We start from the raw sequence: 24,602 nt of genomic DNA, 5'->3' as shown, positions 1-24,602 counted from the left end.
TTTGAGAATAATTAATTCATTTAATGGTCACATTTCATTTTTTATCAAAATCAAAATTCGCCTATCCTTACTTTTTTTTATGGTATTATATGTAGAAAGTGATTATTTTTTCGAATCATATTATTAAAATGGGGGTATTTACGTTGACGGATTTACATGAAGAACTATATGATATTACAATTATCGGCGGTGGACCCGCTGGTTTATTTTCAGCATTTTATGGTGGTTTAAGAAGCGCTAAAGTTAAAATAATCGAGACGCTCCCCACTTTGGGTGGTCAACTTTCAATGCTTTATCCTGAAAAATTCATCTATGATGTGGCAGGATTTCCTAAGATAAAAGCTCAAGAATTAGCAGATAGATTAATTGAACAAGCAGAGTCCTTTAAACCGACCATTTGTTTAGAAGAAGAGGTTTTAGAACTTAATCATACCGACGATGGTTGTGTCCAACTTGTGACAAATAAAGGTGTGCATTTATCGAAAACAGTTATTATAACAGCCGGAAACGGCGCGTTTGAACCACGTCGTGTTGATATCGAAAACGCATCTCTTTTAGAAGGTCAACACGTGCATTACTATATTAAAGATATGAACCGTTTTGCGGGGAAAAACGTTGCGATATGCGGCGGCGGCGATTCTGCTGTGGATTGGGCGTTAATGTTAGAACCGATTGCGCAATCCGTTTCATTAATTCATCGACGTGATGCCTTTCGTGCACACGAAAGTAGTGTGCAAAGATTACGAGATTCATCAGTTAAGTTGATTACGCCTTATGTACCCACAGACTTAACAATTGCCGATGCGGGACATCTTACAAGCGTCCTTTTGAAAAAAATGAAATCAGGCGAAGAATCAGCTGTTGAGATTGATGATTTTATCGTCAACTATGGTTTTATTTCAACGCTTGGCCCCATTAAGACATGGGAGTTAGAATTGGAAAAAAACACAATCGTTGTCAACTCTCGTATGGAAACAAATCGTAAGGGGATTTATGCGGTGGGTGATGTTTGTACCTATCCTGGTAAAGTTGCTTTAATTGCTACTGGACTTGGTGAAGCGCCTACTGCAGTAAACAATGCCATGAATTATATCAACCCAAAAACACGTGTACAACCGATGCATTCAACAAGCATGTTCGGTCAATAGCATAATGCGTGTAGCCTTCTTTTTTCAGATTGAACGACATAAGTTTTCATAAGCGTTTTACCATTTTCAGCTGATGATAGTGGCTCATAACTAGCAAATCCGCCAAAGTTCAGGCGGATTTTTTTGTAGTCACTTAGTAAATGTACTGTAAAAAATCTAAAACGCTCCATCATGATAAGCACATTAGAATTTTTTCTAACGTCTACTATAATCGAAGCGTTTCACTAACAACCGGATGATGTCATTATTTCATTTTTTAACTTGGAATTTAAAGACCAATGAATATTTGGGTTGTTTCTTACCTGACTCTTCAATTTTAGCAAAATACAGCCCTTTCATTCTCATATCAGCCTCTTTACTTGAATCCAAAATCGCTCCTGCTGCTTCAATTTCTTCGATTTTTCTAATACTATACTACTCTCTATTGTATCAAGATGAACGACCTGACTTTTGTATATTTCTCACTTTTTCACAAGTAAATTAGCAAAAAAAAACTTTGGTTGATCCATTTTTCTGAATCAAACAAAAAGTTTTTTAATGTTACTCTTGATAATAGACCTGTTATACCCGTCTGCTTTTCTGTTTAGTTTCACCGATAAAGGTTAAACAAGAACCTGCTAAAATGATACAAATACCAACAATTGTATTTTTAGTAATTACTTCGTTTAAAATTAAAAGCGCAAGTAGCGGGGCTAAACCTGGCTTAATGAAAAAAACTAACGCAGCCATCGAAACACTGCTGGCTTCCATCGCTAGAAAATAAAAAGCAAAACCCCCTCCAGTTACAAAAATACCGATATAAAGTAGCAGTAATAGCGTCTCACTGAAAATCCCTTGAAAAATTGGGATTGCCGAAAATTCTGCTAATTGCTTATGGCTGCTTAATGCAGATTTAATAAATGGGATGTGAGTTAAACCAATTAAAAGTAATAACTCAAACGCACCTGCAAAAAAAGTAAAGCAGGTCATTGTTAAGCCATTAAAACCTCGTCTTTTTGAACCCCAACGAGATAATATGCTATATAGACCAAATGTCGCTGCTGCGAGTAATGCAAATGTAATACCTAAGCCATCATGTAATTCAAACGGATTCACGATAAAAAGTAATCCAACGATTGATAAACTCAATGAAATTGTTGTTATCCGTGTGATTTTTTCTTTCAAAAAAACAAGAGCAAAAAGAATAGCAAACAAAGGATTACAGCTAAAGAGCACTGCCACAGTGGATGCTTTTGTTTGTTCTATTGCCAATTGAAAAAAAGTCATACTCACAATCACACAGATAAAACCTGTGACTGCAAAGAGTAGACCATCTTTCCAAACTATATGTCGTTTTTGTTGACGCAATCGATGCCAAGCAAAAGGCAATAAGACGAAGGCTCCAATTGTAAAACGAATTAAATTTAACTGCAACGGATGGAAAGTGCTGCCTGCTAACTTCAACACAATTTCCATCGAGCTAAATAACAGTGTTCCTAAAATAATATAAAGACTAACTTTTTTCACTCTCAACGCTTCTTTCTAAACATAAAATTTTACTAAAATGAACAAACCCGCACCAATTAACAACCACATCACAGCCCAATCAATATTGCGCTTGAAAAGTTGAATAACGCCTAAAGCCAACATAAAATACATTAATACTTGCACTAATAACCCCATAACTTATTACCCCCTTCTCTTTGTTCTATCATATCAATCCTTGTTTAGCTTGTAAAATAAGGCCCCCATTCTATTTGAACGGAGGCCTCCTAAGATTATCGACTTTGTTTTTTATATTTATCGTGAATAAAAGCTGCAATAATCAATATAACCATAATTCCCACGCAAACACTTGATCCAACAAGGTTTTCTGTATTGAGCAGTGAGGAGATAAAAATGATACTGAAACAAACAATTGCAAAAATAGTTGTGAATGGGAAAAACCACACTTTGAATGATGGTATTTCTGTCGAACGTTTACGCAGAATGATTTGAGATACACAGATAGCTAACCATACAATCATAATTGTAAAACCAGGTATTTGCATCAATAAATTCAAAGCACGACTTTCAGTTAAGTAGGCCACAAGTACACCCAGAAAAATAAAGATACTTGTCATCAGAATCCCCCTACGTGGCACACCTTTATTTGATAGCTCGCCAAATTTGGCAGGCGCTTCACCGCTACGTGACATTGAATATAATGTACGACTTGTTGCATAAATACCTGAATTGGCTGCCGATAACACAGCAGTAAGCAAAACAAAATTCATTATATCTGCCGCTGCTGGGATATGTAACATATCAAACACCTGCACAAACGGACTAACTTCACCAGTTACTGAATTCCATGGGATGAGCGCACAAATAATTAAGATAGGGAAAATATAGAACGTGATGACACGGAAAACAGTGCCTCGAATAACGCGTGGTAATATTTTCTCAACATCTTTTGTCTCTGTCACTGCTACGCCAACAAGTTCCGCGCCACCATATGAAAAGACAACAACTAGAAACGCTGATGCCACACCAGTTAAACCAAATGGCATGAAGCCACCATTTCCAGTAAGATTTTCTGCTGGGCTAACTGCCGAACTTGGGACGATACCAAAAATCAAACATGCCCCTAAAATAATAAACAAGATTAATGTTGTTATCTTAATACCGGCAAACCAAAATTCTAATTCACCATAATTTTTCACCTGCGTTAAGTTAATGGCGATAATAAGCACACCACAGATGAGTGACAATACCCACAATGGCATATCAAACCAATACTGTAAAAAACTACCTGCAGCAACGATTTCAACTGTGGTAACAATCACCCAGTTAACCCAATAAAGCCATCCCGTTACAAAAGCACTGCGTGATCCCATTGCTTTATGAATTAACATTTGCACATTATGCTTGGGATGAGCCAATGCCATTTCAGCTAAAGCTGTCATCACAATCAGCAGTAATAAACCACCTGCAAGATACGCAAAGACAACTGCTGGTCCAGCTTTTTGTAGTGTCTCTGCACTTCCTTTAAAAATACCCGTTCCTATCATACCCGCCAAAGCGATGAATTGTACATGGCGTCCGCTTAATCCTTGTTTCAGTTCTTTCTGATTTTCTTGAATTGACATGCGACTAATTTCCTCCAATTAAATATCCTCAATAGATTCTTATTAAGTCTAATACACTTTTTACAAAATTACTATTGTTTTTTCTGTGACAAAGGTCTATAATTATATCACTTTTAGATTAAGAACATGCAAACGCTACCATTGTTTAACTATTTACAGCATAAAATTGTTAGTATTTTAAAAGGATTACCATAAAAAAGGAGAGTTCTTTTTTTAATACCGCTCTCTATGGTATATTATTGTTAGATAAACTTTTTTTGAAAAAATTTGGAGGTCGAAACTATGGAGCCGAAAGCTCTAAAACATAATTTTGAATTGAAACTAGTTAACAAAGATGATGTCACACAATTTAATGAATTATTACGTTACGTTTTTCAAGTAACAAGTGATGATTTACAAACATTTGGCTGGGAAGAAGATGAAATTAAACAAGCAAAATTACCAGTGCTTGAACAAGCCGATGTCATCGGTTGGTTTGATCAACAAAAATTAATATCACAAATCGCTATTTATCCTTTTACAGTCAATATTTTTGGGACAGAATATGCAATGGGTGGTGTTACAGGTGTTGGTACGTATCCAGAATATGCTGGACTTGGTTTAATGAATCAATTGATGGTGAGTGCATTAGAAAAAATGCGTGAAAACCAGCAATATATCTCGTATCTTTATCCCTACTCAATTCCGTTTTACCGTCGCAAAGGTTGGGAAATAATCAGTGATAAAATGACATTTACTGTAAAAGATACACAGCTCCCTAAAACGAAACAAGTATTAGGCATGGTTGAACGTACTGAATGTGATGATCCACTTATCTTTGATATTTATAATCGCTTTGCGTCACAGCAACACGGCAGTATGATTCGTAACCAACTCGCATGGGATGAATACTGGCGCTGGGAATCAGATGAAATGATGGCTGCTGTTTACCGTGATACTGAAGGCACGCCTACTGGATTTTTATTTTATCGATTAGCCGATGAGGTCTTTTACCTGAAAGAAATGGTCTTTCTGAATGAAGAAGCCCGTATTGGTTTATGGAACTTCATTTCAGCTCATTTCTCAATGGTGACCGAAGTTAAAGGTTCAACTTATACAGATGAGCCACTTGCCTTCTTATTAGATGATAGTGAGATCAAAGAAACAATTTCTCCTTATTATATGGGAAGAATTGTTGATGTTTTACCTTTCCTTGAGAAATTCCCATTCAAAACGTTATCAAAAATAAACGGTGAATGGCTTTTTAAAGTTGAAGATCCTTTAGCTGATTGGAATCGTCATACGTATCGACTCACATTTTGTGATGGCAAAATAACAATCGCGCTTACTGATAAAGAAGCTGATTCCGTTATTAATATTCCCACACTTACAACGATGTTCCTAGGTTATAAACGCCCCACGTATTTGCAAAAAATCGGGCGTTTACAAGCATCACCTGAACACGTTCAATTACTTGAAAGTATTATACCAACAGACGTCCCTTACTACTCTGATTACTTTTAAGCGAAAGTATATTCAACCTCGTAAAAACATTGATAAATTGGAAGATTTCACAATGAAAACAACCTGTTTGGTGTCGAAGATATTGTAGAAAAATGAAACAAGCTACCTATCCCTGATGATTTTTTTGAAATAGCTAAAAACATCGGTTGTTGTAGTTAGAGAAATAAAACATTCATTACTCGTTAGACTGAGGAATTAAAACTGTTATAGACTGGTTCACGTCTACACTTCAGTTTTAATTTCAGGTCTAGTGAGTTTTTTACGTTTATGAAGTTTTGATAAAGTAAGCTTGGAGTTCTGGAGACAAAGAACAACGTTATAGAGATAAAGAGTTAAAACTTGAATTTCAGGTCTAATGTTTTTTGTTTGTTCTGAAATTTTGTAAGAGAATTGGTGTTGCAATTGGAGACAGACAGTAAAGTTAGGGACACTAATACTACAGTTTAAATTCCAGGTCTCGTTATATTATTAAATCCCGTTATGCAATTTTAAGATATTTTAGATTGAAGTACTCAAAAATAACGAAAGTAAAAATAAATGGTCAGCCCCAAAATAAATTGCAACAAAGTTAATTGTTTTTGCAACTAATCGAATAGATATAATCTTTCTTTAAGAAGTATGATAAATTCTTTATAGGAGGTACTCAAAATGAAAATAAATAATATCTGGGATAACAATAAAGTGACTAATCAAATAGATATAATAAGTCACCCTTTAAATGAACATATTGTAGAAAATATGCACGAATGCCTAAAAAAATCCAAAAAAATAAGTGTAATAGAAATTAAGAGCAGTAGAAATGTGTTGATTCAATTATCCGATATAGAAGTTATTACATCTTTAGGGCACTTGAGTCAAATTTCAACTTCCGAAGGAAAGAAATATTACTTCAATAAAAAATTGAAAGAGTTAACCTATTTAGAAAAACACTTATTTTATCGAATTAATCAATCTACTATTTTAAATGTAGATGATATAATTTCGTTTAATGTTAGCGCAAATTCTAGGTTAGAGGTTGTTACTAAAAAACAAAACACGTACTTAGTTAGTAGACACTATGCAAAAAATATTAAGGAGCGATTATCATGACACATACACTAAAAAACAGTTTTAACCAAGCAACATTAGGAAGCATCATTTGGATTTTTCTGTTAGCCAATATTAGTAATTTAAAACAAAATATTCCTTTTACATTTATATGGAACCTGTTATTAATTGGCATATTATTCGGCTTAGTTTTTGGCATTATTTATCCATATTTATGGAATTACTCAATATTCAAAGCTTCAACTAATATTTTAATTAGTACAGTAGCTAATATTTTTTGTGTTTTTTTAGGAGTAAGGTTATATTCTATAGATATGTTTAACTTGATGAAACCCTTTTGGATAGGCATTATTTTATTAACTTTGATAGTACATATAATCGGATTCTACTTCTATGCCCAGCACAAAAGCAGACAATTAAAAAATGAGTTAAATAATTTAATTTAAGCTTCAAAAAAACCAAAAAGAAGAGTGGCCTAACCAATTAACTGTTAGGTCACTCTTCTTTTTACTCGTTTTCTTGCAAAATCAACTGGTAAAAATCAACATCGAGCCAGCGATTAAATTTATATCCGACTGCTTTTAAACGTCCTGAAAACTCGAATTCTAATTTCTTATGTAAGTAAATACTTGCTTCATTAGAGCTATCAATCCCTGCTATCATCGTGTGATAACCTTGTTGACGAGCCTCTGCAATTAAAGTTGTCATCAACAATGTTGCAATTTTACGCCCTGAAAATTGTGGGTTAACATAAATTGAATGTTCTACGGTATGTATGTAACCGGGATAATCTCTAAATACACCATATGTAGCATAACCTACAACCTGACCTTCTAGTTCAAACACAAATAATGGCCAGTTCGCAGCCAACTTTTCTTTAATCCATTGCTCGCGATTAGCGACTGTCACAGGATCATTAGCATAAATAGCTGTAGTGTTGAGTACAGCATCATTATAAATAGTTTGTATCGCTTCTGCATCTTTCAATTCTACGTGACGAATCATCTGCTTCTCTCCTTAGTTCATTATTTGTGCAAGTGTTTCAACTTCAATTTGGCCTGGTGCACTAGCTTGCTGCAACGATCCAAATGTCAGTGCTGACCCACTAAACGAACCAATAACACGGCTAACTTGTCCCAATTCTCCCATTGACATGGTGATAACTGGTTGTGCTTTTGAGCGCTCTGACAATAATAGGGTTGCTTCTAGCAATCGCAATACATCCATTTTAGTTTGTGGCATTACCGCTAGTTTAGGGATATCGCCACCTAATTGTTCTGCTTTTGACAATAACGTCACCATTGCTTCTATCGAAGGTGTTTCTTCAAAATTATGATGAGATACTAATGACACTAAACCGTTTGATTTTGCACTTTGAATTAATGAACCACTCATCTCTTCTTCCCATGCCTGCTCAATATCAATTGCATCAAAAAAGGAGGTATTTATTGCCCAATTTAATAATTCACTGTAAGATTCGGCGGTTACTTGTGCAAGACCACCTTCTCGCATTGTTCGACAAGTGAAAATTACTGGTGTTTCTCCAATCTCAGCTTTAATTAGTTGTGCAATTGCTTCGCATTCTGTTCGCTCTTGCCATTTATCCAAACAATCAACACGCCATTCAATCATATCAATCGCCTGTTTTTTTTGCTTAAACAACATAATTTCTGTTTTAATAGCAGCCTTATTATTACCTATAAAAGAAACACAGCGTTTGGGTGCCCCTTCTCCAATTGTAAGATGACCAATTCTCACTGTTTTAACCATGAATTCACTCACCTCTTTTTCTGAATGTTATCTTGTATTTAGTCTACACTGTCTGTAAAGATTTGAAAACATTTTTCTTTTTATGATTTTAGCTAAAATCATAAATTGTAGTTCCCCCTACTAATTGTTATATTTAAATAGAAATATGACTATGCTTTACATGGAGGGAAATTAATGAAAAAAATGAAGTTAGCTCTACTTGTTTTATTAAGTATTATTGTTTTAGCAGGTTGTGGTAAGTCTGCTAAAGAAGAATTTTTTGATGCTGCTAAAAAAACAGCTACAGAAAGTTCAAGCAATGATTTTTCAATGAAGATAAAAGATATCAAATTAACATCTGATATGAGTGGTGATCCGTCAGTTAATGCCATGGTGACTCAATTGAAAGACATTAAAGTAACTGGTTCTATTCAGCAAGATGTTAAAGAAAAGTTATCTGCCACTGACTTGAAAATTGAGGCACTTGGTCAAAAGCTACCCTTAAGCTTTATTAGCAAAAATGATGATATGTATCTCTCATTAGACATTTTAAAAGGGATTGCAAATATCTCTACTCAGTTTGGTGCTAGTTTACCGTTTGATGAATTAACATTTAAAGAGGTTGAAGGTAAATACATCAACATCTCCGAAAAAAACGAATTGGATATTGATACTAAAAATGCAAAAGCATTTGGTAAGGATTATCAAGTATCAGTAACAAAATACTTTGACTCGCTAAGTGAAGAGCGCTTCACTAAAAAAGATGATGTTGTTACGTTTTCTATCACAAAAAAAGACATTGTCGAATTAGCTAAAGAATACAATAAAGTTGCGAAATCGAAAAAGACTTATGCTGAGTATGTTATTCCTGATCTTGATAAAGTCATAAAATCATTACCAAAAAACATCACTCTTAAAATAAACAATAACACTAAATCCCAAGCGTCTGATATGACAATGCTTATTGAATTTGATAAAAATGAGCAAGTACCAATTAAGTCTGTAGAATTATTGTATACGCTAAAACCTAATGATAAAAAAGTTGCTATCAAGGTACCTGCTAAGAAAAACATTATGACAATGGATGAAGTATCCGAGCTTTTAGCTGCTACTGAAGAGTCCCAATTGAACGCTTCTTATGACGATGTTAAAATCGATGATGCTGAATTTAATCAGTTGCTAGAAGCAATCACAACAGAAGATTTAAGTGCTTTAACCAAAAATGATATCGATTCACTTTTAGCAAATTATAAAGAAATTCTAACACCTAAACAATATAAAGCGATGGAAAAAGCTTTATTAGAGAATAAATAATAACAAAATGTTGTATCCCATGAAGTACAACGTTTTTTTTTAGAAAGAATTGTTTTTTACTTAAATTTGATTGCTTTTAAAGTGTTTGTTTTTTTGAAGATTACACTACACTTTATGAACTTGTAATAAATAACAAGATTGTTATAGTTATAATATGAACATTTATAACTAAGGAGTGGGGAAATGAAAAAAATAAAGTTAGCGTTACTGATTATCTTGAGCGTTATTATTTTAGCAGGTTGTGGTAAATCTGCTAAAGAAGAATTTTTTGATTATACGAAAAAGAACGTTACAGAGAATTCAAGCAACGATATCTCAATGACCATTAAAGATATTAAACTAACAGCGGATATGAAAGATTCGCCTGAAGCCAACGTGATGGTTACTCAATTAAAGGACATTAAAGTAACCGGCTCGATGCAACACGATGTATCGGAAAAAGCAACAAATACAAAGTTAAATATTGAAGCACTCGGACAAAAAATACCGTTAGAATTTATAAGTAAAAATGACGATATGTATTTCTCTTTAGATATTTTCAGAGGGATTTCAAAAATAGCTTCTCAGTTTAACTCAGAATTACCCTCTGATGAAAAGACTCTTAGCACTTTTGACGGTAAGTACCTTAAACTTTCTGATGCAGATACTTTAGAAATAGACAGCAAAAGCGCAACAAATCTTACTAAGGAATTTCAAAAAGAGGTATCTAACTATTTCACTTCACTAGACGAAGAACGTTTCACAAAAGAGAATGATGTGGTTACTTTTAAACTAACTAAAAAAGATGTTGTTGTTTTAGCTGAAAAATTCAATACACTTTCTAAATCTAAAAAAGAATACAAAGAATTCGTTATCCCTGATTTCGATGAAATGATTAAAAATCTTCCTAAAGCGCTTGATGCTAAATTTAATTTAAATACTAAAACAAATGATCTTGCTGTGGCACTGACTTCTACTTTTGATAAAAAAGATGAAGGTTTTATTGACTTAATTGAGGTTTTATATAACTATAAACCCAATGATAAACAGGTAGCCATTAAACTACCTGCGAAAAAAGAAATCGTTAATGTTAAGGAAATCGAGGCTATTTTAGCGCCTTATCTAAGTGATGAACTTGATGAAGAACTTGATGAAGAACTTGATGAAGAACTTGATGAAGAACTTGATGGCGATTTTAATATGGCTGACGATGAATTTAAAGAGTTGGTCAAAGAGTTAGAAAAAGAAGATTTCAGTTCGTTCTCAGCAGCTGAATCCGATGAATTACTTGAAGAATATGAGCCTCTATTAACAGAGAAACAATACAAAACAATCGAGAAAATCTTTAAAAATAAATAAATAAAAAACGTTGTATCCCATGAGATACAACGTTTTTTTATTTGACGATAAACTCTCCATAATTTCTTATAAAGTGCTGAGGTGTAATCGCAGTGATTTGTGTGCCTTCTTCGACATATTCAAGTTCAATAATACGGGCTTCTTCATTCATAAGTGCAACAACATCGCCACGATCATACGGAACTAACCAAACATGCTGCTCTTCATCGGCAAATAACTCAGCTTCAACAGCACTCATCAGTTCAGAAATACCTTTACCTGTATAAGTTGATACCCAAAGATGATTTTTCGGCATAATCTGAGATACTTCAGGTACCAAATCAGCTTTATTCCAAACATATATCATTGGCTTGTCTTCTGCACCGATTGCTTTCAACGTTTCTTCTGTCACACGTTGGCGTTTTTCAGAATCAGGACTAGAAGCATCAATCACATGGATTAACACATCGGCCTGAACAACTTCTTCAAGTGTTGACCGGAATGCTTTTACCAATTGTGTTGGTAATTTATCAACAAAACCAACTGTATCAGTCAACAAGAATGGTTGATGGTATTTTGGATGGATTCGACGCACAGAAGTATCTAACGTTGCAAATAACATATCTTTTTCTAACACTTGTTTTTCTGTCGTTTGCGGATGGTATGAAGAAACCAAAGTATTCATAATGCTCGATTTACCTGCGTTTGTGTACCCGACTAATGCTGCTACACGCAAACCTTTTTTCTGACGTGAACGACGTTGATTATCGCGCTCATTTGCTACGACTTTCAGCTCTCGCTGATACTGGTTGATTTTATCACTAATTGTTCGACGATCAAGTTCTAGTTTTGTTTCACCCGCACCACGGTTTGCCAATCCTGATGAACCACCACCTTGACGGCTCATTGAAATACCCATTCCAGCAAGACGTGGCATCAGGTATTGTAGTCGTGCAACTTCCACTTGTAATTTTGCTTCACGAGTTTGTGCACGTTCTGCAAATATAGCTAAAATCAACATCGTACGATCCATTATTTCACATTCCAGTACCGCTTCTAGATTCTTGATTTGACTAGGTGTTAATTCATCGTTCACAATAATAGCTTCACTCTCAGTGCCTTCTAAGTAACCTTGTAACTCTGCTAATTTACCTTTACCTAGATAAGTTCCCGCATGGACACGTTCACGTTTTTGCGTGAGTACATGCGTTACATTCAAATCAGCTGCCTCAGCTAAGCCATGGAGTTCTATCATCGATTCAGCAAAATCATTTACTCGAGGCAATTCTACGCCTACTAATACAACATTTGTCATCGTTTCACCTCTTCTTATTTGTATTTTCGTCCCTTGCTACGCAACCAAATTGTGCGAACAATCATTGATATAATAAACATCACAATTAATACAATCGTAATCGATGCGCCTGGTGGTGATCCCACTTGGTAAGACATCGTTAATCCACTGTAAACACCAATTAATCCCATTACAATGCTCAATATGATAGCGAAATCAAAACTTTTCACCCATTTAATAGCGATAGCTGAAGGTAAAATCATTAATGATGAGACTAATAATGCGCCTACAATCGGCATCATAATCGCTACTGCTAAACCTGTAAGCACACTAAATACCATTGAAATCAAACGTGTGTTTAATCCACTTGTATAAGCTGTATCCTCATCAAATGTTAACACATACATGTGTCGACGGAATAATAAATACAGTGTGACTGCCACAATAGCAAGTCCCAATAACCAAAAAACACTTTCAGCATCGATTGTAACAATCGATCCAAATAAATATTGTGAAATACTCGCAGTTGAATTTCCACCGTTAAAACTAGTCAATACAAGCGCAATTGCCAAACCACCAGACATGAGGATTGCAATTGATAATTCAGAATATGTCTTGAAAAAACTGCGCATTACTTCAATCGTCAAGCCACCTAATACCACAACCGCAATTGTTGTTAATGTTGGGTTGACGCCAATTGTAAAACCAACAGCTACTCCGGCAAGCGAAATATGTGCGAGTGTATCAGCAATCAACGACTGCCTTCTTAATATAACAAATAAACCAAACAGCGGTGCTAAAATCGCAATTAATGTTCCTGCGATGAATGCGCGCTGCATGAATTCATGCAAAAACATCTCCACTCGGTATCTTCCTTTCGTGTTAAGCGTAATTCACGATCGACATATCGTGTTAAATCCTCATCATCATGAGTCACCATTAAGATTGCACGATTATGTGAATCCGCATAATGACGCATTAATTTATAAAAGTTTTTACGATTTTCTTTATCCATTCCTGTTGTAGGTTCGTCTAAAACAAATAAATCTGGCTCAGCAGCTAAAACACGTGCCATACAAATACGTTGTTTTTGACCGCCAGATAACTCACCGATTTGAGCATCTTTATACTTCCACATATCAACAGAACGCAAAGCTTCTTCTACTTTTTCATGATCCGTTTGTGACAAGCGTTTAAACCACTTGCCTCTCTGAAAACGTCCTGAACGTACCAATTCAATTACTGTACTTGGAAATCCTTCATTGAATGAAGCAACTTGTTGTGGTAAATAACCAATTTGAAATTTTTCACCTTCAGTATTCACTAATGTTCGCGTTACTTCACCACTTGCTGGTTTTAATAGGCCTAAAACAATTTTTAATAACGTTGATTTTGCCGCGCCGTTTTCTCCTGTTAATGACACAAATTCACCTTCACTAATATGAAATGAAACATCGGATAACACAGGTTCATCATCGTATTTAAACATAATATCTTTCACTTGAATATAATCCATCATTTCCACTCCCTGCATCTAAAACGTAACCATTACGTTTAATTGTATGCTAACCTTAGTAAAAACACAAGAGAAAAAACCTTGATTATTAGTTAATCATCAAGGTTTTTAGGTTTATCCATTGTTGAACAAGTGTGCTCTGCTTTTACTTTTCTCCAACTGCAACAGCCAATGTCTCACTCTCTTTCAAAAAAATCAGCAGGCACAGATAGCCTCCTTCATTTTTCTCCAAGCTAGTAGCCATTGAACGGGCTGTTTTCGTTTTTACTTTTCTCCAACTGCAACAGCCAATGTCTCACTCTCTTTCAAAAAAATCAGCAGGCACAGATAGCCTCCTTCATTTTTCTCCAAGCTAGTAGCCATTGAACGGGCTGTTTTCGTTTTTACTTTTCTCCAACTGCAACAGCCAATGTCTCACTCTCTTTCAAAAAAATCAGCAGGCACAGATAGCCTCCTTCATTTTTCTCCAAGCTAGTAGCCATTGAACGGGCTGTTTTCGTTTTTACTTTTCTCCAACTGCAACAGCCAATGCCTCACTCTCTTTCAAAAAAATCAGCAGGCACAGATAGCCTCCTTCATTTTTCTCCAAGCTAGGAGCCATTGAACGGGCTGTTTTCGTTTTTACTCAAAGAAAGGAGTAATAATAGGAACAATTTGTTTTTTACGTGAAACAACACCTGGTAATGTTGCTAAGTTATTTACAAGTTGAACATCATACGCTTGTTCTACTTTACCTGCTGCTGTACCTAATACAAGCACAACTGAATCGTTTGTCAAAATATTAGTAATTGCAAACAAGAACATATCTAATCCTTTGCTTGCGATTTTTTCGTTGATGGCAAGTTCAATTTCAGGCTGGCGAATAAGTACATCTAATGGATCAACAACGTTAACTTGTGCTATTTCAACTTTTTGGTTGCCCATATCAAATTCTTTCGCATCCAATGTAATTAATTCATCAATTGTTTTTGTACTAACATCTGCGCCTGCTTTTAAAAGGTCTAAGCCGTATACTTGAACATCAACTTGTGCTATTTCAGCTAAAATTGCAGCTGCTGCAACATCTTGTTCTGTACATGTTGGTGATTTGAATAACAATGTATCTGATACTATAGCTGATAACATTAATCCTGCATTTTGTTGTGTTGGTACAATGTTATTTTCAGTGTAAAGTTTCAAGATAATTGTTGCTGTACAACCCACTGGCTCGATACGCATCATCAATGGATCAAGCGTTTCAAAGTTGGCAACACGGTGATGATCAATCACTTCAGTAATAGTAACAGCCGCGCGATCATCCACACTTTGTTGTGCTTCATTGTGATCTACGAGAATAACTTGGTTGGTTTCGTTAGCCACTGTTTCAACAAGGCGTGGTGCCTCTGCTTTGAAATAATCTAAAGCAAATTGTGTTTCAGGATTAATCGTTCCTAAACGAACAGCCTCTACGTCAAATCCTAAAGCTTGTTTTAAGGCAGCGTAGCTTAGCGCTGCTGTAATTGTATCTGTATCTGGATTTTTATGTCCAAAAACTAATGTTTTACTCATTTTTATATTCGCCCCTTTTATACTCATTTTCGTCTCTATTTTATCATATTTTAAATTTTAAGAACACTAAGGCTCTTTAACTTCCAGACGACTTTCTTTGTTTAAACGCCACATCTTAGCGATATTAATTATAACTGTTTTAGCAACAGCGTATGTTGGCACTGCAAGCAACATTCCTAATAATCCCGCAAGATTACCAGCTACAAGCAACACAATAATAATTGTTAACGGATGGACGTTTAATGAACGACCCACAATCAATGGATTCATAATGTTTGAATCAATTTGCTGTACAATTAAAACAACAATAATAACGGCAATGGCTTGCCATGGTGAAATAAAGATACCAATTATCACAGCAGGCAATAAACCTATCCATGGTCCTAAGTAAGGAATGATATTTGTGCTTCCGGCAATAACACCTAATAACAATGCATAAGGTTGACCGATAATCAAATAACCAACAAATGTCAAAATACCTACACAAAGACAATCTAACGTTTGTCCACTGATATAAGATGAAATTGTTTTGCTCATTTGTGATAATATTGTTCCCGCTTCTTCTTGAACAGCACGTGGGAAAAATTTCACAGCCTTACCGCTGAATTTATGACCATCTTTAAACATGAAGAAAACAATGAATGGTACTGTTACGATTGTAATCGTTACGCTCGCAATCACACCAATGATACTTGTAATACTGCTTGTTGCATTAGATATAATGGAATTGACTATTTTAGATACATTAAGATTTGCTTCTTTTAACATATTTTCGATATCAAGATTTTGAATTTGTGGATTTGTTAATAACTTATCAAAATAATCATTTGCTTTACTCCAATAACCAGGTACAGCTTTTCCAAGCTCCACTAATTGATTCGCTAACGGTGGAAAAATCATGTAAGCAAAGAGGCCGATAACCCCGATAATTAAAAAGAATACTATAACAATTGCCCATATTCGTTTAACTTTCAACTTTTCTATCAATCCAACCACTGGGTTTAGCATATAAAAAATAAAACCCGCCAATAACATTGGCATAAAAATAGTGGAAATGAATGTTCGAATCGGACCAAATAAAAATGACATCTGTGTAAATAAGTATAACAATAATGCAATTGCTAAAATTTCTACTGTCCAAAAAAATAATTTAGAGTTTTTAAACACTCGATTCCCTCCTTATAACGTACGTTTATCACTATTATATCAAAGATTGTAACCTTAGTATAAAGAAATATGGCACTTGCAACTCTGAGATAGAGGTTTATAATAGTTAAGATGTGTAAAATGTATTTGTTATGAAGGAGTGTACTATGCAATCTAAATTTAATCTCTCTGGCAAAATGTCTATCAAATTGATGACAATTGCTTTATTAACCTTCGCTTGGCCTATCTTTACAGAACAATTTTTGAGAGTTTTGATGACAAACATCGATATCTTTCAACTGAGTTTTTATTCTGATAAAGCAGCTACAGCTGCAGGTGTCGCCAACCAAATAATCGTCTTAACAATCTATATTTATGGGTTTGTTTCTGTTGGTTTACAAATCCTGGTGTCGCAGTTGTTAGGCGCAAAACGTGGAAAAGAAATTGAGCATGTTATTACAACTGGATTAGTACTAGCTGCTATCTTAGGTATTATTCTCACTGTTGTATTCCTCTTCTTTTCATCACACTTTTTAAGCTGGTTAGGACTCGATGATAATTTAATTGCATTAGGAACGCCTTTCTTACAATGGATCGGTGGTGCATCTATTGTCATTGCGATCCAAGTAGCCATTCTTCCTATATTAAGAAGCCACGGCTATGTTAAACAAGCCATGTATGTTCCTGTTGTTACGAGTATTTTAAATGTAATCGGAAACTACTTGTTCCTCTTTGGACCTTTCGGAATCCCTGTATTAGGTATGGCAGGTGTTGGTATTGCAACTGCCCTCGCTAACTTTGTGGGGTTATTATTAGCTCTATACCTTCTCAAACGTCACGTAGGCTATACCTTCTCATTTAAAAAAGTAAAAGATGTCACCTATAAACTTAGCTATGCTATTTTAAGACTGGGTCTCCCATCTTCTGGTGAATCGATTTCGTATAATGGTTCTCAAATTATTATTACTACTATTGTTGCTGTGCTGGGTTCAACTGCATTGACAACAAAAGTTTATGTTTCTAGTATTTCACAGTTCGTCATTTTATTACCCATTTCAATTGGGCAAGCAACACAGATTTTGATTGGGCATCAAGTCGGTGCTCGAAATCCCGATCAAGCTTATCGTCAAGGTTGGCATGGCTGGATTATTGGAACTGCGCTCGCACTTATCGGCAGTTTTTTGCTTTATATTTTTTCAACACCAATTATGAGCTTCTTCACAAACGATCCCGAAGTTATCGAATTGTCCAAAAATCTTTTCTTACTTGGGTTGGTACTCGAAACGGTGCGGGCAACAAATATCATCTTAATTAACTCACTTAATGCAACGGGTGATGTTCGTTTTCCACTCATCGTTGGTTTGATTATCATGTGGATTGTCAGCTTGCCGTTTGCGTATCTTTTAAGTGTTCCGTTACACATAGGGTTAGCTGGGATTTGGATTGCTTACATCATCGATGAGGGCCTCCGTGGAGGATTAATGGCTTATCGTTGGCGCTCAAAAGTATGGGCTTTAAAAAGTATCTTATAGTAAAAAAAAAAACCAGAATATCACTTGATATTCTGGTTTTTTTATGAAAAATTATAACATGTTGTTTTAGTCTAAACTTCAATCAGTTTTTATGCTTTTTCTTTCTGACACTGGCATTCTCCGTTAGGATTGCTACCGTCTTTACGTCCACATTTACATGTGCGTTCTTCTGTCGCTTCTTCTACGTGTGAATGTCCGTGACCATGTCCACCGCAACCACAACCTGATTCTGCATGAGCATGTGAATGTCCATGATCATGATCATGTCCATGACCACCACATCCGCAACCAGATTGTTGTTGCTGTATGTTAGGATTATCGATAATAAAACCCTCGCTACCATGTTGAACGCCATAATCAACTGTTGTTCCTGCTAAGAAAGGAACATCTTCTTTACGAACAACCGATACAAAGCCTTCAAAAGTTTCTTCCACGTCATCGGCTACCTGTTCATCCGTTAATTGCATACCATAGCCTAAACCACCGTATTCATTACGTTCTAAGTAAAGGTTAAAAGCATAACCTTCAAGTTCGTTTTTTTTCATTGCATCTCTTATTTCTTTTTGTGCATTCTCTGTGAAATCAACTGTTCGTTCTGTCGTCATCATTCCTGCCTCCTTGTTAAAAAACTTGTTTAACGCCTTTTATATATGGTAGTGTATCTAACAAACGTTGTTCAATGCTTGCCGTTAAAGTGAAATCGGAACTTGGACATGTTGCACAAGCACCTAATAACCGCACTTCAACAATACCATTTTGGAAATCTACAAATTCACAATTTCCACCATCTTTGAGTAAATAAGGGCGCAATTTATCGAGCGTTCGTTCAATTTCAATCTGCTCTTCTTGACTCACTTTGCCCACCTGCCTTTCAAATAGTATTCCTTTCTTCATTATAAAGTCTTTGGTCATAAAAAGCGACTGTAGAAATCTTTCAAATCAATCCAATTAATGGCTAAATTTATTTTTTTGACTTAAAATAAGGGTAAACAACCAATAAAGGGGACAATACGTATGAAAAAAAACGTCGAATTTTTTGTATACGGTGCTACTATACTATGCCCGAGTTGTGTGAACATGCCTTCTTCTAAGGATACTGAAGGGTGGCTACGTGCTGCTATCGGACGCAAGTTTCCTGACCAACTATTTTCAGTGACCTATATCGATATTTATTCGCCTCCAGAAGATGACATTCATTTAAATATGGCCCATCAAATCATTGAAGAGGATTTATTTTATCCGGTAGTAGTTGTTGATAATGAGATATTAACAGAAGGGCAACCTCGTTTAAAGAAAGTATATCGCTATATGGAAGATAACGGCTATACGCCTGTTTCCCGAAAGAAAGAGAATGTGATTTAATGAACCCCTTGATTGAATTTTGCGTGAATAATTTATTATCTGGCGCAGAAAAAGCACTACAAGAATTAGAAAACGATGACCGCTTAGACGTTGTTAGTTATAGCTGTCTCACTTATTGCGATACCTGCGCAACTTCCCCTTACGCATTAGTCGAAGGCGAAGTAATTAAAGGTGATACACCCGACGAATTGATTCACAACATCTATACTTATTTGTATGATGAGGATTTTTTAGATAAAGTAAATTAAAGGATGGCAGAAGCAGATGGCAAAAAGCAAAAAAACAAATGCAATGCGTGAATTAGACAAATTGAGTGTCACTTACGATATTACTAGCTATGAATGGCATCCTGAACAACTTGATGCTACTCATGCAAGTGAGTCAATCGGCATGGAAGCAGATGCTGTTTTCAAAACACTTGTATTAATCGGTGATAAAACAGGGCATCTTGTCGCCTGTATCCCTGCTAATGAACATATTGATTTAAAACAACTTGCCCGTATCAGTGGTAATAAACGCGTGGACATGATTGAAGTGAAAACATTACTCCCTATTACCGGTTATATACGAGGGGGTTGTTCTCCACTCGCCATGAAAAAAAGCTTGCCTACTTTTATGCATCAGTCGATTCTTGAAAAAGAAAAAATCGCTGTTTCTGCGGGTAAACGTGGCTTACAAATTATTTTGTCAGGCCCCGACTTAGTGCACGCTACGGCTGCTACGACTGCATCCCTTATAATGAATTAATTTTCACTTTAAAATACGTAATTTTTACAGCTGCACTTCTGTGCAGCTTTTTTGTTGTTATCGTAGCGGATTTATTCGCTATACGAGAACAGTATGGGTGCTAATATCGTTGCGAATTTATTCGCTTTACGAGAACAGTATGGGTGCTGACATTGTTGCGAAGACATGAGCATACAAGGCCAGTATGGGACGCAGCGACAGCGAGTACCATTCCTTCTAGCAATTGAGTACCAATCAATAGTTATGAGCTTTACGAGAACAGTATGGGTGCTAATATCGTTGCGAAGTTATGAGCTTACAAGGACAGTATGGGTGCTGACATTGTTGCGAAGACATGAGCATACAAGGCCAGTATGGGACGGAGCGAAAGCGAGTACCAATCCATTTGTTAATGCTCTTAAGAGTACCATTCCTTATATTACTATTTGACAGCACCATTCCACCCTGATATTTTCATAAAAAAAAGTAGTAAACCCTGTTGGGCTTACTACTTTTTAATAAATATAGATGCTAGATTTAAGAATCTTCGAAAAATCTTCTTACCTATTTATTGACGATGTTGTACACGTCTCTTCCATAACAATACGAAAGACAAGACTGAAAGCAGGATACCTGCGTATGGCATAGACTCTTTTTCATCACCAGTACTAGGAAGTTTTTTATTTGGTACTGGGGGAACGACCTCTTTTTCATTTGTTATCGCTTTATTTGTCTTAGCTACCTTAATTATTTCTTTTTGATTCCCCATAACTTCAAATGTCACCGGAGTAGCATCTAATTCATAACCTTGAGGTGCTTTTGTTTCTATTAATTGATACTTACCTGGCTTTAATTTAGCAACAGCTATTTTACCAGCACTATCCGTGGTTAAATTTCGTTGAACTTTTTTGCCATTAGTATCTTGTAATTCAAATACTGCGCCTTGTAATACCTCACCTGATTGATCATCGGTTTTAGTTAATACAAACCCACCTTTGCTTAGCTCATTTGTCATTGCTAATTGAACGGCTTTTGTTTGACCTTTTTTAACTTCAAATTTAATCGGTGTGGTTTCCAACTCGTAACCTGTTGGCGCTTTGGTTTCTACTAATTGATAGTTGCCGGGTTTTAACTGATCGATTGCTAATTTACCTGAAACATCGGTCGTTAAACCACTTTCAATGACTTTGCCTTCGGCATCTTGTAATTCAAAAACAGCACCTTGTAAAACTTCACCTGATTGATCATCGGTTTTAGTTAATACAAACCCACCTTTGCTTAGCTCATTTTTCATTGCTAATTGCACGGCTTTTGTTTGACCTTTTTTAACTTCAAATTTAATCGGTGTGGTTTCCAACTCGTAACCTGTTGGCGCTTTCGTTTCGACTAATTGATAGTTGCCTGGTTTTAACTGATCGATTGCTAATTTACCAGAAACATCGGTCGTTAAACCACTTTCAATGACTTTGTCTTCGGCATCTTGTAATTCAAATACTGCGCCTTGTAAAGTTTCGCCTGATACGTTATCTGTTTTTGTTAGAATAACATCACCTTTACTTAACTCATTTGTCATTGCTAACTGTACAGCTTCTGTCTGACCTTTTTTAACCTCAAACTTAATCGGTGTGCTATCCAACTCATAACCTGTTGGCGCTTTCGTTTCGACTAATTGATAGTTGCCGGGTGTTAAATCAGAAACAGCTATTTTTCCTGAAGCATCCGTCGTTAAACCACTTTGTAATACTTTTCCGTCGGTGTCTTGTAATTCAAAAACAGCACCTTGTAAAGCTTCGCCTGTTTTATCATCGGTTTTTGTTAAAACAAACCCACCTTTTGTTAATGTATTTGTCATGCTTACTTGCACAGCTTCTGTTTGGCCTTTTTTAACCTCGACCTTAATCGGTGTGCTATCCAACTCGTAACCTGTTGGGGCTTTTGTTTCTACTAATTGATAGTTGCCGGGTGTTAAATCAGAAACAGCTATTTTACCAGAAACATCCGTCGTTAAACCACTTTCAATGACTTTGCCTTCGACATCTTGTAATTCAAATACTGCGCCTTGTAAAGCTTCGCCTGATACGTTATCTGTTTTCGTTAAAATAACGCCACCTTTTGTTAATTCGTTCGTCATGCTTACTTGTACCGCTTCTGTTTGACCTTTTTTAACCTCAAACTTAATCGGTGTGCTATCCAACTCATAACCTGTTGGGGCTTTCGTTTCTACTAATTGATAGTTGCCTGGTTTTAACTGATCGATTGCTAATTTACCAGAAACATCCGTCGTTAAACCACTTTCAATGACTTTGCCTTCGGCATCTTGTAATTCAAAAACAGCACCTTGTAAAGCTTCACCTGTTTTATCGTCAGTTTTCGTTAATACGAAACCACCTTTAGTTAATTCGTTCGTCATGCTTACTTGAACAGCTTCTGTTTGGCCTTTTTTAACCTCGACCTTAATCGGTGTGCTATCCAACTCATAACCTGTTGGGGCTTTCGTTTCTACTAACTGATAGTTGCCGGGTGTTAAATCAGAAACAGCTATTTTTCCTGAAGCATCCGTCGTTAAACCACTTTCAATGACTTTTCCGTCGGTGTCTTGTAATTCAAAAACAGCACCTTGTAAAGCTTCGCCTGTTTTATCATCGGTTTTTGTTAAAACAAACCCACCTTTTGTTAATGTATTTGTCATCGAAACTTGAACAGCTTCTGTTTGACCTTTTTCAACTTCAAATTTAATCGGTGTGGCATCCAACTCATAACCTGTCGGGGCTTTCGTTTCGACTAATTGATAGTTGCCGGGTGTTAAATCAGAAACAGCTATTTTTCCTGGAGCATCCGTCGTTAAACCACTTTCAATGACTTTTCCGTCGGTGTCTTGTAATTCAAAAACAGCACCTTGTAAAGCTTCGCCTGTTTTATCATCGGTTTTTGTTAAAACAAACCCACCTTTTGTTAATGTATTTGTCATCGAAACTTGAACAGCTTCTGTTTGACCTTTTTCAACTTCAAATTTAATCGGTGTGCTATCCAACTCGTAACCTGTTGGGGCTTTCGTTTCGACTAATTGATAGTTGCCGGGTGTTAAATCAGAAACAGCTATTTTACCAGAAGCATCCGTCGTTAAACCACTTTGTAATACTTTTCCGTCGGTGTCTTGTAATTCAAAAACAGCACCTTGTAAAGCTTCGCCTGTTTTATCGTCAGTTTTAGTTAATACGAAACCACCTTTAGTTAATTCGTTCGTCATGCTTACTTGAACAGCTTCTGTTTGACCTTTTTCAACTTCAAATTTAATCGGTGTGCTATCCAACTCGTAACCTGTTGGGGCTTTCGTTTCGACTAATTGATAGTTGCCGGGTGTTAAATCAGAAACAGCTATTTTACCAGAAGCATCCGTCGTTAAACCACTTTGTAATACTTTTCCGTCGGTGTCTTGTAATTCAAAAGCAGCACCTTGTAAAGCTTCGCCTGTTTTGTCGTCAGTTTTCGTTAATACGAAACCACCTTTTGTTAATTCGTTTGTCATGCTTACTTGTACCACTTCTGTTTGGCCTTTTTTGACCTCGAACTTAATCGGTGTGGCATCCAACTCATAACCTGTTGGAGCTTTGGTTTCCACAAATTGATATGTTCCAACAACTAATTCATCAACAGTAATCTTGCCTTCATCATCTGTTGTTAAACCACTTTGCAACACTTTTCCGTTCGAATCTTGCAAGTCAAAAACTGCACCTTGTAATTTTTCCTTTGTAGTATCGTCTGTTTTGCTTAACACGACAGTGTTTGTATCGACTACTATATTAATTTGTGCCTCATTTGAAGTGAACGGTAACGTATTACCATTTAAAATAGCTTCACCCTGAGCAGTATTGATTGTTAGCTCACCTTGTTTTGCACTTATAGGACTTGTGACTGGAACAAAGGCTTCTATTTTTTCTCCAATATTCAATACATTTTTAGTGATTTTAAAAGATTTAGCCTCTTTCCAATCACTACTTCAAGAACCATTATTACTAGATGTGGCATCTTTAGAGTACTCTACAACTGCACCCTTACTAACTTCTATTGGTCCAGTTAACTTCGTTATAAAATCGGAATTCCCATTTAGTTTACTAATATCATCGAAAATAACAGGAGAAACTACTTGAGTTGATAATGTATTATTCAAAAGTAATTTCCAGGTTGCATTTTCGCCATTACTAGTGGTTGCTTGATCAGAAAAACCAGTGTTAACTGCGCCCTCAACTGATTTAGATAATATCAACCCTCCGTCACTAATCACCTGTGAAA

24 protein-coding genes are annotated in these 24,602 nt (G+C 35.9%); 10 read left to right on the top strand and 14 right to left on the bottom strand.

From position 1 onward, the window contains the following. The first annotated feature begins 143 nt into the window (after positions 1-143). Complete coding sequence (locus V6S17_RS01905; protein WP_278403893.1) at positions 144-1,148, top strand: NAD(P)/FAD-dependent oxidoreductase; 1,005 nt, start codon at positions 144-146, stop codon at positions 1,146-1,148. Positions 1,149-1,709: 561 nt separating this feature from the next. Here V6S17_RS01905 and V6S17_RS01900 read toward each other — a convergent pair. From V6S17_RS01900 to V6S17_RS01890, 3 genes are all read right to left on the bottom strand, one after another. Next, positions 1,710-2,654 carry a DMT family transporter gene (locus V6S17_RS01900; RefSeq protein WP_029091914.1) on the bottom strand — a complete coding sequence of 315 codons (945 nt, stop codon included), beginning with the start codon at positions 2,652-2,654 and terminating at the stop codon, positions 1,710-1,712. Positions 2,655-2,669: 15 nt separating this feature from the next. After that, positions 2,670-2,810, bottom strand: a complete 141-nt coding sequence (locus V6S17_RS01895; RefSeq protein WP_154657741.1) for a hypothetical protein — start codon at positions 2,808-2,810, stop codon at positions 2,670-2,672. Positions 2,811-2,905: 95 nt separating this feature from the next. Further along, positions 2,906-4,252: an amino acid permease gene (locus tag V6S17_RS01890; protein ID WP_029091913.1), complete on the bottom strand. Its 1,347-nt coding sequence runs from the start codon at positions 4,250-4,252 to the stop codon at positions 2,906-2,908. Between the two features lie 288 nt (positions 4,253-4,540). Between V6S17_RS01890 and V6S17_RS01885 the strand changes: the two genes are divergently transcribed. The 3 genes from V6S17_RS01885 (at position 4,541) to V6S17_RS01875 (ending at position 7,254) form a co-directional block, all read left to right on the top strand. Beyond that, entirely contained in the window at positions 4,541-5,761 is a 1,221-nt protein-coding gene (locus V6S17_RS01885; protein WP_029091912.1) for a GNAT family N-acetyltransferase, read from the top strand. A gap of 648 nt (positions 5,762-6,409) precedes the next feature. Next, positions 6,410-6,850: a LytTR family DNA-binding domain-containing protein gene (locus V6S17_RS01880; protein ID WP_029091911.1), complete on the top strand. Its 441-nt coding sequence runs from the start codon at positions 6,410-6,412 to the stop codon at positions 6,848-6,850. Further along, positions 6,847-7,254 carry a hypothetical protein gene (locus V6S17_RS01875; RefSeq protein ID WP_029091910.1) on the top strand — a complete coding sequence of 136 codons (408 nt, stop codon included), beginning with the start codon at positions 6,847-6,849 and terminating at the stop codon, positions 7,252-7,254. The genes V6S17_RS01880 and V6S17_RS01875 overlap by 4 nt, the downstream gene beginning before the upstream one ends. A 61-nt stretch (positions 7,255-7,315) precedes the next feature. Here V6S17_RS01875 and V6S17_RS01870 read toward each other — a convergent pair whose 3' ends face one another. Together V6S17_RS01870 and aroD are read right to left on the bottom strand one after the other, a co-directional pair. Beyond that, the gene (locus V6S17_RS01870) at positions 7,316-7,813 is read right to left on the bottom strand and encodes a GNAT family N-acetyltransferase (protein ID WP_029091909.1); all 498 of its coding nucleotides are present in this window, start codon (positions 7,811-7,813) and stop codon (positions 7,316-7,318) included. Between the two features lie 12 nt (positions 7,814-7,825). Beyond that, the gene (gene aroD / locus V6S17_RS01865; protein WP_029091908.1) at positions 7,826-8,578 is read right to left on the bottom strand and encodes a type I 3-dehydroquinate dehydratase; all 753 of its coding nucleotides are present in this window, start codon (positions 8,576-8,578) and stop codon (positions 7,826-7,828) included. A 174-nt stretch (positions 8,579-8,752) separates the two neighbouring features. Between aroD and V6S17_RS01860 the strand changes: the two genes are divergently transcribed. Further along, on the top strand, positions 8,753-9,871 hold the full coding sequence (locus tag V6S17_RS01860) for a hypothetical protein (protein WP_029091907.1): 1,119 nt from the start codon (positions 8,753-8,755) through the stop codon (positions 9,869-9,871). Between the two features lie 183 nt (positions 9,872-10,054). Beyond that, the gene (locus V6S17_RS01855) at positions 10,055-11,209 is read left to right on the top strand and encodes a hypothetical protein (RefSeq protein WP_029091906.1); all 1,155 of its coding nucleotides are present in this window, start codon (positions 10,055-10,057) and stop codon (positions 11,207-11,209) included. Positions 11,210-11,246: 37 nt separating this feature from the next. On the opposite strand, the gene hflX is transcribed toward V6S17_RS01855, so the two are convergent. The 5 genes from hflX to V6S17_RS01830 form a co-directional block, all read right to left on the bottom strand. Then, positions 11,247-12,503 (bottom strand): GTPase HflX, encoded by a 1,257-nt coding sequence (hflX, locus tag V6S17_RS01850; protein WP_036027485.1) that lies wholly within the window; start codon positions 12,501-12,503, stop codon positions 11,247-11,249. A gap of 14 nt (positions 12,504-12,517) precedes the next feature. Further along, positions 12,518-13,345 (bottom strand): metal ABC transporter permease, encoded by an 828-nt coding sequence (locus V6S17_RS01845; protein WP_029091904.1) that lies wholly within the window; start codon positions 13,343-13,345, stop codon positions 12,518-12,520. After that, positions 13,291-13,998, bottom strand: a complete 708-nt coding sequence (locus V6S17_RS01840) for a metal ABC transporter ATP-binding protein (RefSeq protein ID WP_029091903.1) — start codon at positions 13,996-13,998, stop codon at positions 13,291-13,293. The genes V6S17_RS01845 and V6S17_RS01840 overlap by 55 nt, the downstream gene beginning before the upstream one ends. 621 nt (positions 13,999-14,619) lie before the next feature. Then, positions 14,620-15,546, bottom strand: a complete 927-nt coding sequence (locus V6S17_RS01835) for a manganese-dependent inorganic pyrophosphatase (RefSeq protein ID WP_029091988.1) — start codon at positions 15,544-15,546, stop codon at positions 14,620-14,622. A 66-nt stretch (positions 15,547-15,612) separates the two neighbouring features. Next, complete coding sequence (locus V6S17_RS01830) at positions 15,613-16,713, bottom strand: AI-2E family transporter (protein WP_029091989.1); 1,101 nt, start codon at positions 16,711-16,713, stop codon at positions 15,613-15,615. Positions 16,714-16,859: 146 nt separating this feature from the next. Here V6S17_RS01830 and V6S17_RS01825 point away from each other — a divergent pair, with 146 nt between their 5' ends. Then, a complete protein-coding gene (locus V6S17_RS01825) occupies positions 16,860-18,224 on the top strand; it encodes an MATE family efflux transporter (RefSeq protein WP_375152868.1) in 1,365 nt (454 codons plus the stop codon). An 89-nt stretch (positions 18,225-18,313) separates the two neighbouring features. Here the strand turns inward: V6S17_RS01825 and V6S17_RS01820 are convergent, their stop codons facing one another. Beyond that, the gene (locus tag V6S17_RS01820; RefSeq protein WP_080712951.1) at positions 18,314-18,832 is read right to left on the bottom strand and encodes an iron-sulfur cluster biosynthesis family protein; all 519 of its coding nucleotides are present in this window, start codon (positions 18,830-18,832) and stop codon (positions 18,314-18,316) included. Positions 18,833-18,845: 13 nt separating this feature from the next. Beyond that, a complete protein-coding gene (locus tag V6S17_RS01815; protein WP_051457420.1) occupies positions 18,846-19,118 on the bottom strand; it encodes a NifU family protein in 273 nt (90 codons plus the stop codon). A 120-nt stretch (positions 19,119-19,238) separates the two neighbouring features. Here V6S17_RS01815 and V6S17_RS01810 point away from each other — a divergent pair, with 120 nt between their 5' ends. Genes V6S17_RS01810 through ybaK form a run of 3 tightly spaced genes read left to right on the top strand, consistent with a single transcriptional unit; the run spans position 19,239 to position 20,333 of the window. Then, positions 19,239-19,586: a YuzD family protein gene (locus V6S17_RS01810; protein WP_029091992.1), complete on the top strand. Its 348-nt coding sequence runs from the start codon at positions 19,239-19,241 to the stop codon at positions 19,584-19,586. Beyond that, a complete protein-coding gene (locus V6S17_RS01805) occupies positions 19,586-19,834 on the top strand; it encodes a DUF1450 domain-containing protein (protein ID WP_029091993.1) in 249 nt (82 codons plus the stop codon). The genes V6S17_RS01810 and V6S17_RS01805 overlap by 1 nt, the downstream gene beginning before the upstream one ends. 16 nt (positions 19,835-19,850) lie before the next feature. Beyond that, the gene (ybaK, locus tag V6S17_RS01800; protein ID WP_029091994.1) at positions 19,851-20,333 is read left to right on the top strand and encodes a Cys-tRNA(Pro) deacylase; all 483 of its coding nucleotides are present in this window, start codon (positions 19,851-19,853) and stop codon (positions 20,331-20,333) included. A 547-nt stretch (positions 20,334-20,880) separates the two neighbouring features. Here ybaK and V6S17_RS01795 read toward each other — a convergent pair. Both V6S17_RS01795 and V6S17_RS01790 read right to left on the bottom strand, forming a co-directional pair. Further along, the gene (locus V6S17_RS01795) at positions 20,881-24,261 is read right to left on the bottom strand and encodes a SpaA isopeptide-forming pilin-related protein (protein WP_338515709.1); all 3,381 of its coding nucleotides are present in this window, start codon (positions 24,259-24,261) and stop codon (positions 20,881-20,883) included. A 48-nt stretch (positions 24,262-24,309) separates the two neighbouring features. Next, positions 24,310-24,594: a hypothetical protein gene (locus tag V6S17_RS01790; protein ID WP_029091901.1), complete on the bottom strand. Its 285-nt coding sequence runs from the start codon at positions 24,592-24,594 to the stop codon at positions 24,310-24,312. Positions 24,595-24,602 lie beyond the last annotated feature (8 nt).

The organism is Brochothrix thermosphacta DSM 20171 = FSL F6-1036 (assembly GCF_036884295.1).
Classification (GTDB): Bacteria; Bacillota; Bacilli; order Lactobacillales; family Listeriaceae; genus Brochothrix; species Brochothrix thermosphacta.
Note: the sequence above shows the minus strand (reverse complement) of the source record. Positions and strands in the feature narration are given on the sequence as shown.

Excerpts from the sequence above, each read along its gene's own strand:
- V6S17_RS01840 (WP_029091903.1), bottom strand. The coding sequence starts at position 13,998 with ATGGATTATATTCAAGTGAAAGATATTATGTTTAAATACGATGATGAA.
- V6S17_RS01835 (WP_029091988.1), bottom strand. The coding sequence starts at position 15,546 with ATGAGTAAAACATTAGTTTTTGGACATAAAAATCCAGATACAGATACA.
- V6S17_RS01855 (WP_029091906.1), top strand. The coding sequence starts at position 10,055 with ATGAAAAAAATAAAGTTAGCGTTACTGATTATCTTGAGCGTTATTATT.
- V6S17_RS01875 (WP_029091910.1), top strand. The coding sequence starts at position 6,847 with ATGACACATACACTAAAAAACAGTTTTAACCAAGCAACATTAGGAAGC.
- V6S17_RS01820 (WP_080712951.1), bottom strand. The coding sequence starts at position 18,832 with ATGATGACGACAGAACGAACAGTTGATTTCACAGAGAATGCACAAAAA.
- V6S17_RS01825 (WP_375152868.1), top strand. The coding sequence starts at position 16,860 with ATGCAATCTAAATTTAATCTCTCTGGCAAAATGTCTATCAAATTGATG.
- hflX (WP_036027485.1), bottom strand. The coding sequence starts at position 12,503 with ATGACAAATGTTGTATTAGTAGGCGTAGAATTGCCTCGAGTAAATGAT.
- V6S17_RS01815 (WP_051457420.1), bottom strand. The coding sequence starts at position 19,118 with ATGAAGAAAGGAATACTATTTGAAAGGCAGGTGGGCAAAGTGAGTCAA.
- V6S17_RS01870 (WP_029091909.1), bottom strand. The coding sequence starts at position 7,813 with ATGATTCGTCACGTAGAATTGAAAGATGCAGAAGCGATACAAACTATT.
- V6S17_RS01895 (WP_154657741.1), bottom strand. The coding sequence starts at position 2,810 with ATGGGGTTATTAGTGCAAGTATTAATGTATTTTATGTTGGCTTTAGGC.
- V6S17_RS01885 (WP_029091912.1), top strand. The coding sequence starts at position 4,541 with ATGGAGCCGAAAGCTCTAAAACATAATTTTGAATTGAAACTAGTTAAC.
- ybaK (WP_029091994.1), top strand. The coding sequence starts at position 19,851 with ATGGCAAAAAGCAAAAAAACAAATGCAATGCGTGAATTAGACAAATTG.
- V6S17_RS01880 (WP_029091911.1), top strand. The coding sequence starts at position 6,410 with ATGAAAATAAATAATATCTGGGATAACAATAAAGTGACTAATCAAATA.
- V6S17_RS01860 (WP_029091907.1), top strand. The coding sequence starts at position 8,753 with ATGAAAAAAATGAAGTTAGCTCTACTTGTTTTATTAAGTATTATTGTT.
- V6S17_RS01810 (WP_029091992.1), top strand. The coding sequence starts at position 19,239 with ATGAAAAAAAACGTCGAATTTTTTGTATACGGTGCTACTATACTATGC.
- V6S17_RS01805 (WP_029091993.1), top strand. The coding sequence starts at position 19,586 with ATGAACCCCTTGATTGAATTTTGCGTGAATAATTTATTATCTGGCGCA.
- aroD (WP_029091908.1), bottom strand. The coding sequence starts at position 8,578 with ATGGTTAAAACAGTGAGAATTGGTCATCTTACAATTGGAGAAGGGGCA.